This window comes from Escherichia sp. XD33, assembly GCF_019375075.1.
GTDB lineage: Bacteria > Pseudomonadota > Gammaproteobacteria > Enterobacterales > Enterobacteriaceae > Enterobacter > Enterobacter flexneri_A.
Genome location: NZ_JAENDM010000068.1, coordinates 1 through 15,624 on the forward strand (window position 1 = coordinate 1; position 15,624 = coordinate 15,624).

Annotated in this window: 13 protein-coding genes and 4 pseudogenes; 4 read left to right on the forward strand and 13 right to left on the reverse strand. The window is 49.0% G+C overall.

The features are described 5' to 3' along the window. Positions 1 to 116 precede the first annotated feature (116 nt). Positions 117 to 383 (forward strand): annotated as a pseudogene (locus tag K0778_RS22755) (cupin domain-containing protein); the annotation flags it as partial. A gap of 227 nt (positions 384 to 610) precedes the next feature. Here the strand turns inward: K0778_RS22755 and glxK are convergent. The 9 genes from glxK to allA all read right to left on the reverse strand — a co-directional run bounded on the left by glxK (position 611) and on the right by allA (position 11,193). Continuing rightward, complete coding sequence (gene glxK / locus K0778_RS22760; RefSeq protein WP_001333621.1) at positions 611 to 1,756, reverse strand: glycerate 3-kinase; 1,146 nt, start codon at positions 1,754 to 1,756, stop codon at positions 611 to 613. Positions 1,757 to 1,777: 21 nt separating this feature from the next. Then, complete coding sequence (locus tag K0778_RS22765) at positions 1,778 to 3,079, reverse strand: uracil/xanthine transporter (RefSeq protein WP_001302767.1); 1,302 nt, start codon at positions 3,077 to 3,079, stop codon at positions 1,778 to 1,780. A gap of 56 nt (positions 3,080 to 3,135) precedes the next feature. Further along, positions 3,136 to 4,497 (reverse strand): allantoinase AllB, encoded by a 1,362-nt coding sequence (allB, locus tag K0778_RS22770; RefSeq protein ID WP_000006900.1) that lies wholly within the window; start codon positions 4,495 to 4,497, stop codon positions 3,136 to 3,138. Positions 4,498 to 4,556: 59 nt separating this feature from the next. Further along, entirely contained in the window at positions 4,557 to 6,011 is a 1,455-nt protein-coding gene (locus K0778_RS22775) for a putative allantoin permease (protein ID WP_000401100.1), read from the reverse strand. Positions 6,012 to 6,179: 168 nt separating this feature from the next. Further along, positions 6,180 to 7,058 carry a 2-hydroxy-3-oxopropionate reductase gene (glxR, locus tag K0778_RS22780; protein ID WP_000765839.1) on the reverse strand — a complete coding sequence of 293 codons (879 nt, stop codon included), beginning with the start codon at positions 7,056 to 7,058 and terminating at the stop codon, positions 6,180 to 6,182. Between the two features lie 99 nt (positions 7,059 to 7,157). Beyond that, a complete protein-coding gene (hyi, locus tag K0778_RS22785; RefSeq protein WP_000943544.1) occupies positions 7,158 to 7,934 on the reverse strand; it encodes a hydroxypyruvate isomerase in 777 nt (258 codons plus the stop codon). 12 nt (positions 7,935 to 7,946) lie between these two features. Beyond that, on the reverse strand, positions 7,947 to 9,728 hold the full coding sequence (gcl, locus tag K0778_RS22790) for a glyoxylate carboligase (protein WP_001477593.1): 1,782 nt from the start codon (positions 9,726 to 9,728) through the stop codon (positions 7,947 to 7,949). Positions 9,729 to 9,817: 89 nt separating this feature from the next. Beyond that, a complete protein-coding gene (gene allR, locus K0778_RS22795; protein WP_000141275.1) occupies positions 9,818 to 10,633 on the reverse strand; it encodes an HTH-type transcriptional repressor AllR in 816 nt (271 codons plus the stop codon). 77 nt (positions 10,634 to 10,710) lie between these two features. Further along, complete coding sequence (gene allA, locus K0778_RS22800; RefSeq protein WP_000776388.1) at positions 10,711 to 11,193, reverse strand: ureidoglycolate lyase; 483 nt, start codon at positions 11,191 to 11,193, stop codon at positions 10,711 to 10,713. A 229-nt stretch (positions 11,194 to 11,422) separates the two neighbouring features. Here allA and allS point away from each other — a divergent pair, with 229 nt between their 5' ends. The 3 genes and pseudogenes from allS to K0778_RS22815 all read left to right on the forward strand — a co-directional run. Further along, entirely contained in the window at positions 11,423 to 12,349 is a 927-nt protein-coding gene (allS, locus tag K0778_RS22805) for an HTH-type transcriptional activator AllS (protein ID WP_000460145.1), read from the forward strand. A gap of 68 nt (positions 12,350 to 12,417) precedes the next feature. Next, the gene (mnmH, locus tag K0778_RS22810; RefSeq protein ID WP_001157938.1) at positions 12,418 to 13,512 is read left to right on the forward strand and encodes a tRNA 2-selenouridine(34) synthase MnmH; all 1,095 of its coding nucleotides are present in this window, start codon (positions 12,418 to 12,420) and stop codon (positions 13,510 to 13,512) included. A gap of 115 nt (positions 13,513 to 13,627) precedes the next feature. Next, positions 13,628 to 13,993: pseudogene (locus tag K0778_RS22815) on the forward strand (helix-turn-helix domain-containing protein); the annotation flags it as partial. 58 nt (positions 13,994 to 14,051) lie between these two features. On the opposite strand, the pseudogene K0778_RS28660 reads toward K0778_RS22815, so the two are convergent. The 4 genes and pseudogenes from K0778_RS28660 to K0778_RS22830 all read right to left on the reverse strand — a co-directional run. Further along, a pseudogene (locus tag K0778_RS28660) lies at positions 14,052 to 14,147 on the reverse strand (hypothetical protein); the annotation flags it as partial. A gap of 595 nt (positions 14,148 to 14,742) precedes the next feature. After that, entirely contained in the window at positions 14,743 to 15,003 is a 261-nt protein-coding gene (locus K0778_RS22820) for a hypothetical protein (RefSeq protein ID WP_001320180.1), read from the reverse strand. Then, positions 14,984 to 15,385: pseudogene (locus K0778_RS22825) on the reverse strand (RHS repeat-associated core domain-containing protein); the annotation flags it as partial. The gene K0778_RS22820 and the pseudogene K0778_RS22825, both read right to left, overlap by 20 nt. A gap of 14 nt (positions 15,386 to 15,399) precedes the next feature. Then, positions 15,400 to 15,624: IS1 family transposase (locus K0778_RS22830; protein WP_024169623.1), on the reverse strand; the 225-nt coding region annotated here is incomplete at its 5' end.

The following is a 15,624-nucleotide window of genomic DNA, read 5'->3' on the forward strand; positions in this document are numbered from 1 at the left end:
GCGGCGTTTACTGGAAAACTCACTGTCGGCAAAAGTCAGTTGCTGGCTCATCCGGTTACTCATTCTGGGTTCAGGTTACAACACGATGATCTCACATCTCGGACTTATTCGCACCTTCCTTAGGTTTTGATATGAACATGCATATCCTCTCTTTTGCACCAGGTGCCAGCCACGGTTATATCGAAACACACGTTCAGGAACACGGTGCCTATATTCTTTCCGGTCAGGGGGTTTATAACCTCGACAATAACTGGATCCCGGTGAAAAAAGGCGATTACATCTTTATGGGCGCTTATTCTTTACAGGCTGGTTATGGTGTAGGGCGTGGTGAAGCGTTCAGCTATATTTACTCGAAAGATTGTAACCGCGACGTAGAGATTTAAGTCATACCACTCGCCTGATTATTTTTAGCTATGTTGGATTTTGCCACGGTTTATACCGTGGCTTTTTTTGTAACATTGCCTGATGCGCTTCGCTTATCAGGCCTACATGATCTCTGCAATATATAGAATTTGCGCGATTTTCAGGAAGGATATGGTACTCATGCCGCATCCGGCATGAGTACTGCACTCTTATGCGATATAAATCGCATCCGCTTTAAAGGTAAGGGTTAGTTTTTAATTCCCTGACCTATTTTAATGGCGCAGGCAATATTTCGCGCGCTGTTGAAGAGATTGGTTTCACCGCTGGCGAGCACTTCGGCTAAAGGTGCCAGACGAGGCAAAATGCTGAATACCGCGTCAATGCCGTACTGGTGCACCACTTCCACGCCATCACCCAATACGCCAGCAATCCCAATCACCGGTACATTAAACTGCTTCGCCACCGACGCCACACCCAGCGGCGCTTTACCGCCTGCCGTTTGCGAGTCGATGCGCCCTTCCCCGGTAATCACCAGTGCTGCGCCCTGCACTGCCTGCGCAAGATTGACCGCATTCAACACAATTTCAATGCCCGGTTTAATATCCGCATTGAGAAATACCGCCGCCGCAATACCCATACCGCCCGCAGCGCCGCCGCCCGCCATCTGGCAGACATTAATTTCAGTTTGCTGTTGTAAAACACGGGCGTAATTTTGCAGCCCCTGTTCAAGTTCTTCGACCATCTCCGGCGTTGCCCCTTTTTGCGGGCCAAACACCGCCGCCGCGCCGCGTGCCCCTACCAGCGGGTTATCAACGTCACATGCTACTTCAATATGGCAATTCGCCAGACGCGGATCGCATTCATCCATCTCAATGCTTGCCACGCGCGCTAAATTACCACCGTTTGCCGCCAGCGCCTGACCGTCGGCATCAAGGAAACGCACACCGAGCGCCTGCGCCATGCCCATACCGCCGTCGACCGTCGCACTGCCGCCAATGCCGAGAATAATATGGCGAATGTCGTTATCCAGCGCATGACGAATTAACTCCCCCGTACCAAAACTGGAGGCCAGCAACGGATTACGCTTTTCAGGCGCGACCAGCATCAGGCCACTTGCTGCCGCCATCTCAATCACCGCCGTTTTCCCGTCGCCGGTAAGGCCATAAAAAGCATTCACTTTTTCGCCCATCGGCCCGCAGACTTCAAGCGTCACGATGTTGCCGCCCGTCGCGGCGACCATCGCATCCACCGTCCCTTCGCCGCCATCCGCTATCGGCAAACAGATATAGTTCGCATCGGGAAAGAGGGTCGAAAACCCGGCTTTAATTGCCTGACAACATTTTTCTGCACTTAAGCTCTCTTTAAAAGAGTCTGGCGCAATGACAATCTTCATTATCAATCCTTTTTCAACAAATTATTCGATGCGTTCCCACGGAATAAGGTTATCCATAAGAACAGCCAGTAAAATCCCGACCAATAAGCCGTTACTGAGCAGAGGACGAAGCGTTAATGGAAGGTCTTGCAGATACACAGGCGGTAATGCCATTAAAAATATGCCGACAAATAACGGCAATGCGAGTCGATAAATATTGCGAGCGGTAAACGTTATTTGCTGGCTAAACACCAGCGCGGAAAAGAGTAAAGGCAGATAAGAAACCAGCATGACCGCACTACTCACGGGTAAAGGGATACTGCAAAACAGTCGCGTGAGTGCAGGAACCAGCGCCACCAGCAGGCAAATAACGCTGCCATAAATAAACGAACGCCGCGTGTAATCGCCAGTCTGGGTTAATAAACCAATGGATGAAACAAACGGTGAAAATGGAATTACCGCCAGCGGTACGGTTATCAGCGTCATAAATCCGGTCGCCACAAAGCTACGACGATAACGCGTATTCCCTGCGCCCTGCTGCGGATAAAAAACATCCGTGCCCCGAATCGCACCGTAGGTATTGCTGATATTTACCAGACCTGTAATCACCGCCGTCAGAATAATTCCCGGCGACAAAGCACCGCCACTGCCGAGCGGGAACCACTGCCAGTGCAACTCACCGGAGAGCGAGTGCGAAGAAGGAAAGCAAAAGTACCACAACAACCAGCCGGTTATGGTGCCGACCAGCAGGCCATAACGGGCAAAACGTTGCGGCAGGAAGATAATCATCGCCAGTACCAGGCACATCACCGCCACCGAGAGCGCGAACGGCGGTAACTGAATTTTAAAATTCGGGTCGGCTATGCCAAACGGCAACCCGAGCATACCTTTGAAAAAGATAGTGGTCAGCTGCGCGCCCAGCATCAACATAAACAAGACCATCACCGACGGCGTAAATAACCGTGCCAGGCGATGGCCTAATCCGCTAAAACCAATCAACATCGTCAGCACGCCGGAGAGTGCAATCCCCACTGCCAGGCTGGTGGCGATATCGTTGATCGGTGTCCCGCGCGATGCTTCACCAAGGGTGATAGTAAGGATGGTTCCCCACCACAGGCCACCTGGCCCTTCCATAATAGCGCGACGATGACCGCAAAACGCCTGAGCGAAGCAGGCCAGTGCGGTAGCAAGAAAAGCATATTGCGTGAGCGTAAGCAGGCTACTTTGCGGCAACTGAAAAGCAGAAAGTAGCGTAGGAGGAACCACAACCGTGTTGCAAAAAATAAAGAAAAACCACTGAAATCCTGATAACAGGCTTTCGCGGCTGACTGCAAAATTGAACATAAACACACCTTAACCGGAGAATGCCCGCCGCAAGGACGGGCATTGCAGGGGCCAGATTACTGCTGATGTTTAAGGATAAATTGACCTTTCGGCGCAACAGGGAAGCCCTGTTCAATGTCGTAAATCACATCACCACGTAAGATGGTTTTCGTGATACGCGCGCCAATGGTACGGCCAACATACGGGCTGACTTTGTGGCGATATTCCAGATCGTCATTGGTAAGAACATAGCTGCTATTCGGCTGAATGAAGACGAAGTCGGCATCTTTTCCTGGGGCGATACGGCCTTTTTGCTGCAGACCGAAAATATCTGCTGCGTTAGTCGCCATTAATTTGCCGAACATTGGCAGAGACATACCGCGTTTCTGTACCGCTTCATCGAACATCACGTCCATGCAGCTTTGCAGACCGGCGATACCGCCCCATGCTTTCATGATGTTACCGGCTTTCATTTCCGGCGGGCATGGAGAGTGGTCGGAAACCAGGCAGTCGATTTCACCGTTAAACAGTTTTTCCCACATGCCTTTCTGGTTTTCCAGATCGCGGATCGGCGGTGAACACTTCGCCAGAGTACCGATTTCTTCGAACTGATCGGTATCCAGTACAAAGTAATGCGGGCAGGATTCACAAGTAACGTCCTGACCTTCCTGACGTGCACGAGTCACTTCCTCAACACCTTCCGGGCTGCTGACGTGGCAAACGTGCAGACGGCAACCAGCAACTTTCGCCAGATACAGTACGCGGCGAATTGCTTCCACTTCGGTAAATACCGGACGCGAAGCCACATAGTCATGAGCGGTTACGCGACCTTCACGCTTCGCTTCTTCGCCCAGTTCGTCACAAATCAGCGCGTTTTCGCAGTGCACCAGCACCGGCTGACCCAGTTCGCCCAGCTTCTGCGCACCTTTGAAGAACTGCCAGTCGTTTACATCACGGAAGTCGTTGTCGATACCGCGATCGCCACAGGTCGCAACGAAGCATTTGAAGCCGACAACGCCCACTTCATCCAGCTCATGCAGACGGTCGATGTTGTAAGACACCAGGCCACCGAGTTGTGCCGCATCAATAGTCAGCTTGCCTTTAGCGGCATCGAACTTCAGTTCAATTGAAGCGCGGTCAACCGTTGCAGGCAGCTGGTTGAGCGGCATTTCGATCATGGTGGTGATACCACCTTTTGCCGCTGCGCGAGTACCGGTTTCATAACCTTCCCAGTGGCTACGACCCGGTTCAGAAATATGGGTGTGCGCATCAACCATGCCCGGCGAAACCACCAGACCAGACGCATCCATAACTTCTTTTGCATCGCCCAGATCCTGACCGATAGCAGCAATTTTTCCGCCTTTAACGGCGATATCTACAACGCGAGCTTCGTTTTCTAAAATAACGGTGCCGTTTTTAATGATTAAATCAAAAGACATAACAAACTCCTTGTAAAATACAGATTGGTTTTTAACTCAATGTTCAATATCGGGATTAATTAACCTATGGTTTTTTGCTCTCCTGTTTTTTCTGCTGTTGTACGTTTCTTTAATAAGGCGTAGGCCGCAAAGGCGACGATGACGCCGACAAACCATGAAACACGCGATAACGGTTCCATAAAGTGAATAAACTTACCGCCAAGAGATAAAATAACGGCCACCAGAGTTACTGAAAACGCAGTGAGGTTAAAACCGTTATCGTAATATTTATAATCGCCAGGTGCGGTATACAGTTCATCAAGATTAATTTGTCCGCGCATCACCACAAAATAATGCGCCATCATGACACCAATTACCGGACCAAGCATTCCGCCGATAATATCGAGGAAAAGATAAATGCTGTCCTGATTTTCCATTAATTTCCACGGGCAGATCAGCAAGCTGATAATACTGGCAATCAGTACGCCGTTTTTATAGGTCAGTTTTGTCGGTGCAATGGCGGCAATCTGATAACCGGCTGGAATAATATTACCGGTCGCGTTAGTGGAGATAGTTGTCATCAGAATAACCAGTACCGCAAAGAACGAGGCGAACAGGCTGTCCCAACGCTGAACAATATCCAGCACGTTCCAGGTATCAGCGCCGTAGTGAATACTGGCTCCGGCAATAATACATACCCCGGCGACCGCAAACAGAATATAGGCCACAACTAAACCCAGCGTTTGCCCCAGCGCCTGCTCACGAAACGAGTGGGCGTTTTGCGTAAAGTCGGATGCGCTCACCGCCGGTGCCGCCCAGACCGCAACTACCGCGTTAATCACCACCAGGAACAGGAAGCCACCGTTTTCTGCTTTCTGAATACCGCTCGGAATGTAGTCAAAGATTGGACCGATCCCGACCAGTGAAATCGCCCAAATCGCCATACCGCCGAAAACGATATAGATGCACGGGTTAAGAATGGCAGTGAATTTATTTAAAACTTTGCCACCGCCAAAACCTATACCAACGTTGACCAGCCAGAAGATTAAGAAAGTAATTAAGCCCGGTAGAGAAAGGCCTAACAGAGTGAAATCACCACCGAGAGTTAAAAATCCCGGCCAGATTTTGCCAATCAGAATCAAGCAGGCCAGTGACCCCGCGTAACATTGCAAACCAAACCACATGATGGCGGCAATTCCGCCCCTTAATAATCCGGGAAACAGTGCACCACGTACACCGTAAGAAGCACGCAGGATCATGGCAAAAGGCACACCGTATTTACTGCCCGCAGCACCGTTTAATACCATTACCGCGGCAATGAAAAAGGCGCTGAGGATAATTGCCAGCATAATACTAAAGGTAGACAAGCCGAGAATAAAAAAGCCGCCGACCATCACATAATTGGGAACGTTATGAACCGAACCCATCCATAAGGTAAAATAGTTAAATGTTTTCCAGGTCCGCTGGCTTTGCGTTTTCGGCAATAGATCTTCGCTATAGCCGCGTTGCTGGAATAGTTTTCTCTGATGTTCCATAAATCCCTCTTAATTTCACGTATCGAATAACGTTGTTTTAATCTAGCTATGAGGAACAAATAAAATAAAAATATTATTTTTAATACTGAAGCAACATCTTTGGCTGCTTTCTTTTTTAATATTGCTGGCCGATTCATTTTCTGATATCGGCCATTTTTATTGCGGGTATCAGGCCAGTTTATGGTTAGCCATTAATTCCAGCGCCTGCACTAACGCAGAGTGATCCAACTGGCTGCCACCGTTTGCCGCACAGGTATTAAATAACTCCTGGCAGGTCGCAGTGTTTGGCAGGTTCAGCGCAAGTGCTTTCGCACTTTGCAGTGCCAGGTTGAGATCTTTCTGGTGCAGAGCGATTTTGAAGCCCGGATTAAAGGTGCGTTTAATCATACGCTCGCCATGAACTTCCAGAATACGTGAGGAAGCAAAGCCGCCCATCAGCGCCTGGCGCACACGTACCGGGTCCGCACCGGCTTTTGAAGCAAATAGCAGGGCTTCAGAAACCGCTTCAATATTGAGCGCCACGATAATCTGATTTGCCACTTTGCAGGTTTGACCATCGCCGTTACCGCCCACGAGGGTGATATTTTTACCGAGCAGTTCAAACAGCGGTTTAACACGTTCAAATACCGCTTCATCACCGCCAACCATAATCGACAACGTCCCTTCACGCGCACCGATTTCACCGCCGGAGACTGGCGCATCGAGATAATCGCCGCCCAGTTCATTCACCTGACGAGCGAAACGCTTAGTTTCAATCGGGGAAATGGAGCTCATATCAACAATGGTTTTGCCCTTCAGCGAGGCTTTGGTACAACCATTTTCACCGAACAGAACTTCTTCAACCTGAGGTGTGTCCGGCACCATAATAAAAATGATGTCCGATGCTTCCGTTACCTGGCGAGCAGTTTCAACACTGACGGCACCCAGTGACAGTAATTCATCAGCAACCGGTCCAATGGTCGTGACATGTAATTGATGACCGGCACGCGCCAGATTAATGGCCATCGGTGTACCCATAATGCCTAAGCCAATAAATCCCAGTTTCATAATTAACCTCTTTTAAATTTCGCTTTTCCTGAATTCAGACAACACGATCCCCTGCCAACTTAGCGGCCTAAAAAAGCATTGTCTGAATAGCGTTACGTTTTAACGGTACGGATCCATCCAGCGTAAACCGGCTTCCGTGGTGGTTTGGGGTTTATATTCACACCCAACCCAACCGTTGTAGTCAGAATTTTCGATTACCTTAAAGAGATAATCATAATTAATTTCTCCGGTTCCCGGTTCGCCGCGATGCGGATTATCGGCAATTTGCAGGTGACCAATTTTATCAGCCCACTGAGTCATGGTGTTGGTTAATTCACCTTCCATCCGCTGCATATGATAAATGTCATACTGAATTTTCAAATTGCAGCAACCAACATCATCAATCAATTTCAGCGCCTGCCGAGTTCCGGTGAGATGGAAACCAGGAATATCAAAATGGTTAATAGGTTCAATCAGTAATAAAATATCTTCTTTCATCAGCATATTCGCGGCATAACGCAGGTTTTCTACAAGCGTTGCGTGAATCTGTTCACTGCTGAAACCAGCCGGCGTTTTACCGACCAGACAGTTAATTTTTTTATTACCCAGCGCACGGGCATAACGAATCGCTGCTGCTACGCCATCCCGAAACTCTTCTTCACGGCCAGGAATACAGGCAATACCGCGCTCCCCCGCCGCCCAGTCACCCGCCGGTAAATTGTGCAGCGTATGTTCGAGTTTATTACTCGCCAGCACATGTTTTAATTCTTCAATGTCGTAGTCATAAGGAAACATAAATTCAACGCCGCGAAAACCACACTGCGCAGCTTTCTCAAAACGGGCGAGAAAATCATATTCTCCAAATAACATCGATAAATTAGCAGAGAAACGTAACATTATTTATCTCCCTTATTCATAGTGCATGAAGCAGGTTTCAGTCGGTGCGTCCGCTGCGTTATCGGCGATATCTTCAAATTCCATGACGTTATCCAGTTCGCTGCCCATCGAAATATTGGTCACACGCTCGAGAATAACTTCCACGACTACCGGTACCCGATATTGCGCCATTAAGGCTTTCGCCTGTTCAAAGGCTGGCGCAATATCTTCCGGTTTGAAGACCCGAATAGCTTTACAACCTAAACCTTCCGCTACTTTTACGTGGTCAACACCGTAGCCATTCACTTCACTGGAGTTGATATTCTCGAAAGCGAGTTGCACGCAGTAGTCCATGTCAAAAGCGCGTTGTGACTGACGAATCAGCCCCAGATAAGCGTTGTTGACCAGCACATGGATGTACGGAATGTTGAACTGCGCGCCAACAGCTAACTCTTCAATCAGGAACTGGAAGTCAAAGTCGCCAGAAATCGCCACCACATTGCGTTTCGGATCAGCGGCACAAACCCCTAGCGCAGCCGGAATCGTCCAGCCTAACGGACCAGCCTGACCACAGTTGATCCAGTGGCGGTCTTTAAAGACATGCAGCATTTGTGCCGCAGCGATTTGTGACAGACCAATGGTGGTGACATAACAAACATCGCGACCAAAGGCTTTGTTCATCTCTTCATACACGCGCTGCGGTTTCACCGGCACGTTGTCGAAGTGGGTTTTGCGCAGCAAAGTGCGTTTACGCTGCTGGCAGTCGGCGCCCCATTCTTTACGACACGGCAGACGACCCGCTTTTTGCATCTCCTGCGCCACTTCAACCAGCAGTGTCAGCGCCGCTTTAGCATCAGAGACAATACCGAGATCCGGACACAGCACGCGACCAATTTGCGTCGGCTCAATATCAATATGAACGATTTTGCGCCCTTCGGTGTATTTCTCTACCGAGCCGGTATGACGGTTAGCAAAACGGTTACCGATACCAAACACCATGTCAGACGCCAGCAGCGTTGCGTTACCGTAACGATGCGCGGTTTGCAGACCCACCATCCCGGCCATCAGTTCATGATCGTCCGGGATACAGCCCCAGCCCATTAGCGTTGGGATCACCGGAACGCTGGTCAGTTCAGCAAACTGTTGTAACAGTGCAGCTGCGTCAGCATTAATTACCCCGCCCCCGGCAACAATCACCGGACGTTCGGCCTGGATTAACATTTCTACAGCTTTTTCGATCTGCATACGGCTGGCAGCAGGTTTGTAGACCGGCAGCGGTTCGTACATGTCAGGATCAAACTCGATTTCCGCAACCTGAACGTCGAACGGTAAATCCACCAGTACCGGACCCGGACGACCAGAACGCATCAGGTGAAATGCCTGTTGCAGCACGCGAGGCACCAGCGCCGCTTCACGAACTGTAACCGCCATTTTGCTGACCGGTTTAGCAATTGCTTCAATATCTACGGCCTGAAAATCTTCTTTATGCAGACGGGCGCGCGGTGCCTGGCCGGTAATGCACAGAATAGGAATGGAATCAGCAGAAGCGGAATAGAGCGCGGTGATCATGTCCGTGCCCGCAGGACCGGAAGTCCCCAGACATACGCCGATATTCCCTGCCGTTGCGCGGGTATAACCTTCCGCCATGTGCGAAGCACCTTCCACATGACGCGCCAGAATGTGACGAATACCGCCGTGCTTACGCATCGCTGAGTAGAACGGATTGATTGCAGCTCCCGGAACACCGAAGGCGGTAGTGATACCTTCTTTCTCCAGCACATACATTGCCGCGTCAACGGCTCTCATTTTTGCCATTTTATTCCTACCTCTATTTATTGGAAAATTTTTCCAACTTTCAAATTTTGTCAAAAAAACCCGCTCCGCAGAGCGGGATGCGACAGACATTATGGATGTGCTTTTAGTCCCAACGCCGTGCTGATATCGCGGGCGGTGTCTCTGACCAGCTCACCCTGACTGACAAAACGATCTTCTGTCAGTCTTGATGAAGGCCCGGAGATGGAGATAGCGGCAACAACACTACCGACATCATCGTAAATTGCTGAAGCTATGCAATTCAGACCTACAACATGCTCTTCTTTATCTACGGTATAGCCCAGTTCACGCGCTTGTTCCAGGTCCTTCAGCAAGGTGGGCATATCCACAAGCGTAGTTGGCGTAAACTGCTGCAAACCGGTTTGCAGAATGATGCTCATCAACTCCTCTTCCGCCAGCGGATAAAGCAGCGCTTTGCCCGCACCGGAAGCATGCAGTGGCAGACGACTGCCCAGTGGCGCACACATCCTGACCATCGATTTACACTCTAACTGACCAATTAATACCGCTTCATTGCCGTTACGGATCGCGACATTGACCGTTTCGCCGGAAAGTAACATCAGGCGGCGCATAAACGGCCCGGCGACGGAGAGGACATCGCGGTTATGGATGTACGCCGCACCGACGTTAAAGACACCTAATCCTATATGCCACCAGCCTAATTGACTGTCCTGATAGACAAAATCCGCTGCCTGTAAAACCTTCAGCAAGCGAAAGGTCGTGGAGAGCGGCAAATCCAGATTGAGAGAAATATCGCTAACCGACGAACTTCCCCCACTTTTTTCCAAATATTGCAGAATCGCAATTCCCCGCTCTAACGCCTGTGCGCCCTTCTGTGCCACAGGCTCCGCCTGTCCTGGCCTGCCGCGCCGTCTAACTTCCGTCATACCTACGTTAACTCCGACCTACAAGTGAGCATAAACAATGAACAATTAGTTTATCTTATGCAAGTCGGTTGCAGGCGTCACGCAAAACAGAGTTCCTGTTCAGGAATACTTTCAACATCACAGTTGTCACTGCCGCCGCGATCGATGGTCAGAAAATCGGTGACGCGCTGCCAGGCGAAAAGTGGGTGATGCCAGACGTTACGATGGTAATTCACTCCCTGTTCGCCGTTGGTGATAAACGCCCGCAGCGTTGACAGGTCTGGTTTGTCGTCACCTAACGCCACGACCACCACAAACACCTCACCTTTCATCGGGATAAAGGCCTGAGTACCCAGCGGATGACGTTCGAGTTCGTGAATGGTCAGCGGCAGATTCGCCGGTTGCGCGCGGTTAATGCTGATAAGCGTACGGTCTTGCTCAAGAATCTCAACCAGCGCCAAATCGTGGTAACGCTCCACCAGGCCATTGTTAATATGGAAAAAATCCCGTTGCTGCGTTTCGATTACGTCGCCATAAGCACTAAAGGCTTCCTGACTTAACGGTAATACCTGAAGTTTCATCTTTTTGTCCTTGTAACATAATTCCGTTCAACCACCGCCGACCGGTCAGCTTGGTTTCAATAACAGGCAATCTAAAACCTTAAGAGAACAACATCAATACAAAAGTTGGAATATTTTTCCAAAACTAGATTTAGTCCACAAATTGAACAGGGTTATCATGTAAAAATACTGATAAATCAGAGGATAAGAAAATCACGCAACTTGCGGATTTAAAAGGGGATACCTGAAGATGTTCGATCCAGAAACCTTGCGGACTTTCATTGCGGTTGCTGAAACAGGAAGTTTTTCAAAAGCGGCAGAACGATTATGTAAAACCACGGCGACGATCAGTTATCGCATTAAACTTCTGGAAGAGAATACCGGAGTAGCGCTGTTTTTCCGTACGACTCGCAGCGTGACGTTGACAGCGGCTGGCGAGCATCTACTTTCCCAGGCCAGAGACTGGCTGAGCTGGCTGGAAAGTATGCCAAGCGAGCTGCAACAGGTGAATGATGGCGTGGAACGCCAGGTGAATATTGTCATCAACAACCTGCTCTACAACCCCCAGGCCGTCGCCCAGTTGCTGGCGTGGCTGAATGAGCGTTACCCCTTTACCCAGTTTCACATCTCCCGACAAATCTATATGGGCGTCTGGGACTCGCTATTGTACGAAGGTTTTTCGCTGGCTATCGGCGTCACGGGAACTGAGGCGCTGGCAAATACCTTTAGTCTTGATCCCTTAGGATCGGTGCAATGGCGCTTTGTCATGGCGGCGGATCATCCGCTGGCGAACGTTGAAGAGCCGCTAACAGAAGCGCAGTTGCGGCGCTTTCCGGCGGTCAATATTGAAGACAGCGCCCGCACCTTAACCAAACGCGTCGCCTGGCGATTGCCAGGGCAAAAAGAGATTATTGTTCCCGATATGGAAACGAAAATCGCCGCCCATCTGGCGGGCGTTGGCATTGGTTTTTTGCCAAAATCGCTTTGCCAGTCAATGATCGATAATCAACAACTGGTCAGCCGGGTAATCCCAACGATGCGCCCTCCTTCGCCATTGAGTCTGGCATGGCGCAAATTTGGCAGCGGCAAAGCGGTAGAAGATATTGTGACCTTGTTTACCCAGCGCAGGCCGGAAATCAGCGGATTTTTAGAAATTTTCGGCAACCCACGCAGTTAAAAATCAAGTTTCCTTGCGCGTTGGCGCGTAAAATAGCGCGCAAGCTGATTTGAGGTTCACTTTTAACTATGCAAGAGAGACACACGGAACAGGACTATCGTGCCCTGCTGATTGCTGATACGCCCATTATTGATGTTCGCGCCCCTATCGAGTTTGAGCACGGCGCAATGCCCGCCGCTATCAATCTGCCGTTAATGAATAACGATGAACGCGCCGCCGTTGGCACCTGCTATAAACAGCAAGGCTCAGACGCAGCGCTGGCGCTGGGACATAAACTGGTGGCGGGTGAAATTCGTCAGCAGCGCATGGACGCCTGGCGGGCAGCGTGCCTGCAAAATCCGCAAGGTATTCTCTGCTGCGCCCGTGGCGGTCAGCGCTCACATATTGTGCAAAGCTGGTTGCATGCAGCGGGGATTGATTATCCGCTGGTGGAAGGCGGTTATAAGGCACTGCGCCAGACCGCGATTCAGGCGACTATTGAACTGGCACAAAAACCGATAGTGCTGATTGGCGGTTGTACCGGCAGCGGTAAAACGCTGTTAGTGCAGCAACAGCCGAACGGTGTTGATCTGGAAGGGTTGGCGCGTCATCGCGGTTCGGCGTTTGGTCGCACGTTACAACCACAACTTAGCCAGGCGAGTTTTGAAAACCTGCTGGCTGCCGAAATGCTAAAAACCGACGCCCGTCAGAATTTGCGCCTGTGGGTGCTGGAAGACGAAAGCCGGATGATCGGTTCGAATCACCTGCCGGAATGCCTGCGCGAGCGAATGACTCAGGCGGCGATTGCGGTGGTAGAAGATCCGTTTGAGATCCGTCTTGAGCGCCTGAACGAAGAGTATTTCTTGCGTATGCATCATGATTTTACCCACGCGTACGGCGACGAACAGGGCTGGCAGGAGTATTGCGAATACCTGCATCACGGACTTTCGGCGATTAAGCGTCGGCTGGGGCTACAGCGCTATAACGAACTGGCTGCAAGGCTGGATGCAGCACTGACAACGCAACTCACCACCGGCAGCACCGACGGTCATCTGGCCTGGCTGGTGCCGTTACTTGAAGAATATTACGACCCGATGTATCGCTATCAGCTTGAGAAAAAAGCGGAAAAAGTTGTCTTTCGCGGTGAGTGGGCGGAAGTGGCGGAATGGGTTAAGGCGCGGTAATGAGGGACGTATTTGTATTAGTCGCGACTTGATCTGACACATGGCCTTGAAAGGTTGAGAGTTACCGGTTTTGATATGAGTGTCGAATCCTTATCCAAAACAAGAGGTAACTCTCATGCTTCATACTGCCAATCCCGTCATCAAACACAAAGCCGGTTTGCTCAATCTGGCTGAAGAACTCAGCAACGTATCAAAAGCCTGTAAAATCATGGGCGTTTCGCGTGATACGTTTTATCGTTACCGCGAACTGGTCGCTGAAGGCGGTGTGGATGCGCAGATTAATCGTAGTCGCCGCGCTCCTAACCTTAAGAACCGTACCGATGAGGCAACTGAACAGGCTGTTGTTGATTACGCCGTCGCTTTCCCGACACATGGTCAGCACCGGGCCAGCAACGAGCTGCGTAAACAGGGGGTTTTTATCTCCGACAGTGGTGTCCGTTCTGTCTGGTTACTCCATAACCTTGAGAATCTCAAAAGACGATACTGAACAAATTTTATCAGGTGACGTTCCGTAAAAAGTTGTATGGAGTTCTCGATGCAGTCGGCGCGACTATCAGTACCCCCGCTGAACCCTGGACTATCGGGCCGCCGTACTGGGGCATGTCACCCTGGCGTGCCGCTGGTTTTCCGCTAATGGTTTATTTCCTCTTTCTTTCCCGGCAAGAATTTATTTTAATCCGGAAGGATTATTTATTTTCAGATAGGGACTCACATTAAACACGTAACATTTTAATTAATGCATGGCTGAATATGTATTACACAATGTCAGATATCGTAAAAGACCAGTGCAATTCTATGTAAACTCTCTGACTGTTCATTTTATTTGTTGTTTCAGGGTCGGAACTCACCCTCAATAAACAACTGAATACGAGTAGATATTCATCGTCTGAGCTATATGGCTTTACACAATAGCCGACATATCTTTTCTCAGTCAGGAATTTTACTTTTCCTCACTACGAAGTTGACGAGTTCGATATGGGATAGACTCTTAATTCAAGCAATTACTCTGCACAAGCATCAGGCAATCCAGCTCCAATATTTGTTATAAAATAATGCGTAACATTAATTTCACCAACAAAAAAAAGGTTTACACCATCCCCTTGCCCTGGTATCTTACCATATTTACACCACACTTTTTTGTATCTGGATCATTCTTTGATACGATTTTCGCCACTTGTTCCCTGGCCCTCACTGTCAATGTTTTCTTAAACCTACCCCCATCATCATTTGTTAGGGAAAAATAAGAAAAAAATAATCATCTTCTACATTTGTGTATATTGATATATCCACCGCTACGTGCGGAAAAAAATCTGGGAGCCATGTAAAAACTCCATCATTTTCTGGTATTGCCATATAGTTTATGTAATGTTTACTTACAAGAGATTCATCTTTGTATAAATAAAGATAAGTAATTACGCATAAAACAACAATGATTATAATAGCAAAAATAAATATTATCATCTTTGATAGATTACTTGAGATAGCCAGCATCTTGTAAAGCCTTTATCGTTTTTTTATGCTCTGGATTAATATAATCACTACATCTATCTGAGCAATCTGTTGTTGATGGACATGTCAACCCATGGTCATTTACAGCCAAGTCTTTTTTATTATCTTCAATCATTTCAGAATGGGATAGCTTTACTTTTCTGCCGTACATACCGAACAGATTTAACCCGTAATCTCTAATCTCTTTTTCATAACCCAGCCCTTTCGCCGATCGGCTAACACCAGCGTCATTTAATTTAGACACTCGACAAAATGCCATACAATGGAAAAATTGATCAGTCCCACCTAAATTTAATCTCTTCATATCTTCATAAGTATCAGATAATATATCCCATGCTCTTTGATGGTTTAGTTGATCTTTTCGGTAATGACTCCAACTTATTGATAGTGTTTTATGTTCAGATAATGCCCGATGACTTTGTCATGCAGCTCCACCGATTTTGAGAACGACAGTGACTTCCGTCCCAGCCTTGCCAGATGTTGTCTCAGATTCAGGTTATGCCGCTCAATTCGCTGAGTGTAACGCTTGCTGATTACGTGCAGCTTTCCCTTCAGGCGGGATTCATACAGCGGCCAGCCATCCGTCATCCATACCACGACCTC

Excerpts from the sequence above, each read along its gene's own strand:
- K0778_RS22765 (WP_001302767.1), bottom strand. The coding sequence starts at position 3,079 with ATGTTCAATTTTGCAGTCAGCCGCGAAAGCCTGTTATCAGGATTTCAG.
- K0778_RS22775 (WP_000401100.1), bottom strand. The coding sequence starts at position 6,011 with ATGGAACATCAGAGAAAACTATTCCAGCAACGCGGCTATAGCGAAGAT.
- hyi (WP_000943544.1), bottom strand. The coding sequence starts at position 7,934 with ATGTTACGTTTCTCTGCTAATTTATCGATGTTATTTGGAGAATATGAT.
- gcl (WP_001477593.1), bottom strand. The coding sequence starts at position 9,728 with ATGGCAAAAATGAGAGCCGTTGACGCGGCAATGTATGTGCTGGAGAAA.
- allB (WP_000006900.1), bottom strand. The coding sequence starts at position 4,497 with ATGTCTTTTGATTTAATCATTAAAAACGGCACCGTTATTTTAGAAAAC.
- allA (WP_000776388.1), bottom strand. The coding sequence starts at position 11,193 with ATGAAACTTCAGGTATTACCGTTAAGTCAGGAAGCCTTTAGTGCTTAT.
- allR (WP_000141275.1), bottom strand. The coding sequence starts at position 10,633 with ATGACGGAAGTTAGACGGCGCGGCAGGCCAGGACAGGCGGAGCCTGTG.
- glxK (WP_001333621.1), bottom strand. The coding sequence starts at position 1,756 with ATGAAGATTGTCATTGCGCCAGACTCTTTTAAAGAGAGCTTAAGTGCA.
- K0778_RS22820 (WP_001320180.1), bottom strand. The coding sequence starts at position 15,003 with ATGCTGGCTATCTCAAGTAATCTATCAAAGATGATAATATTTATTTTT.
- allS (WP_000460145.1), top strand. The coding sequence starts at position 11,423 with ATGTTCGATCCAGAAACCTTGCGGACTTTCATTGCGGTTGCTGAAACA.
- glxR (WP_000765839.1), bottom strand. The coding sequence starts at position 7,058 with ATGAAACTGGGATTTATTGGCTTAGGCATTATGGGTACACCGATGGCC.
- mnmH (WP_001157938.1), top strand. The coding sequence starts at position 12,418 with ATGCAAGAGAGACACACGGAACAGGACTATCGTGCCCTGCTGATTGCT.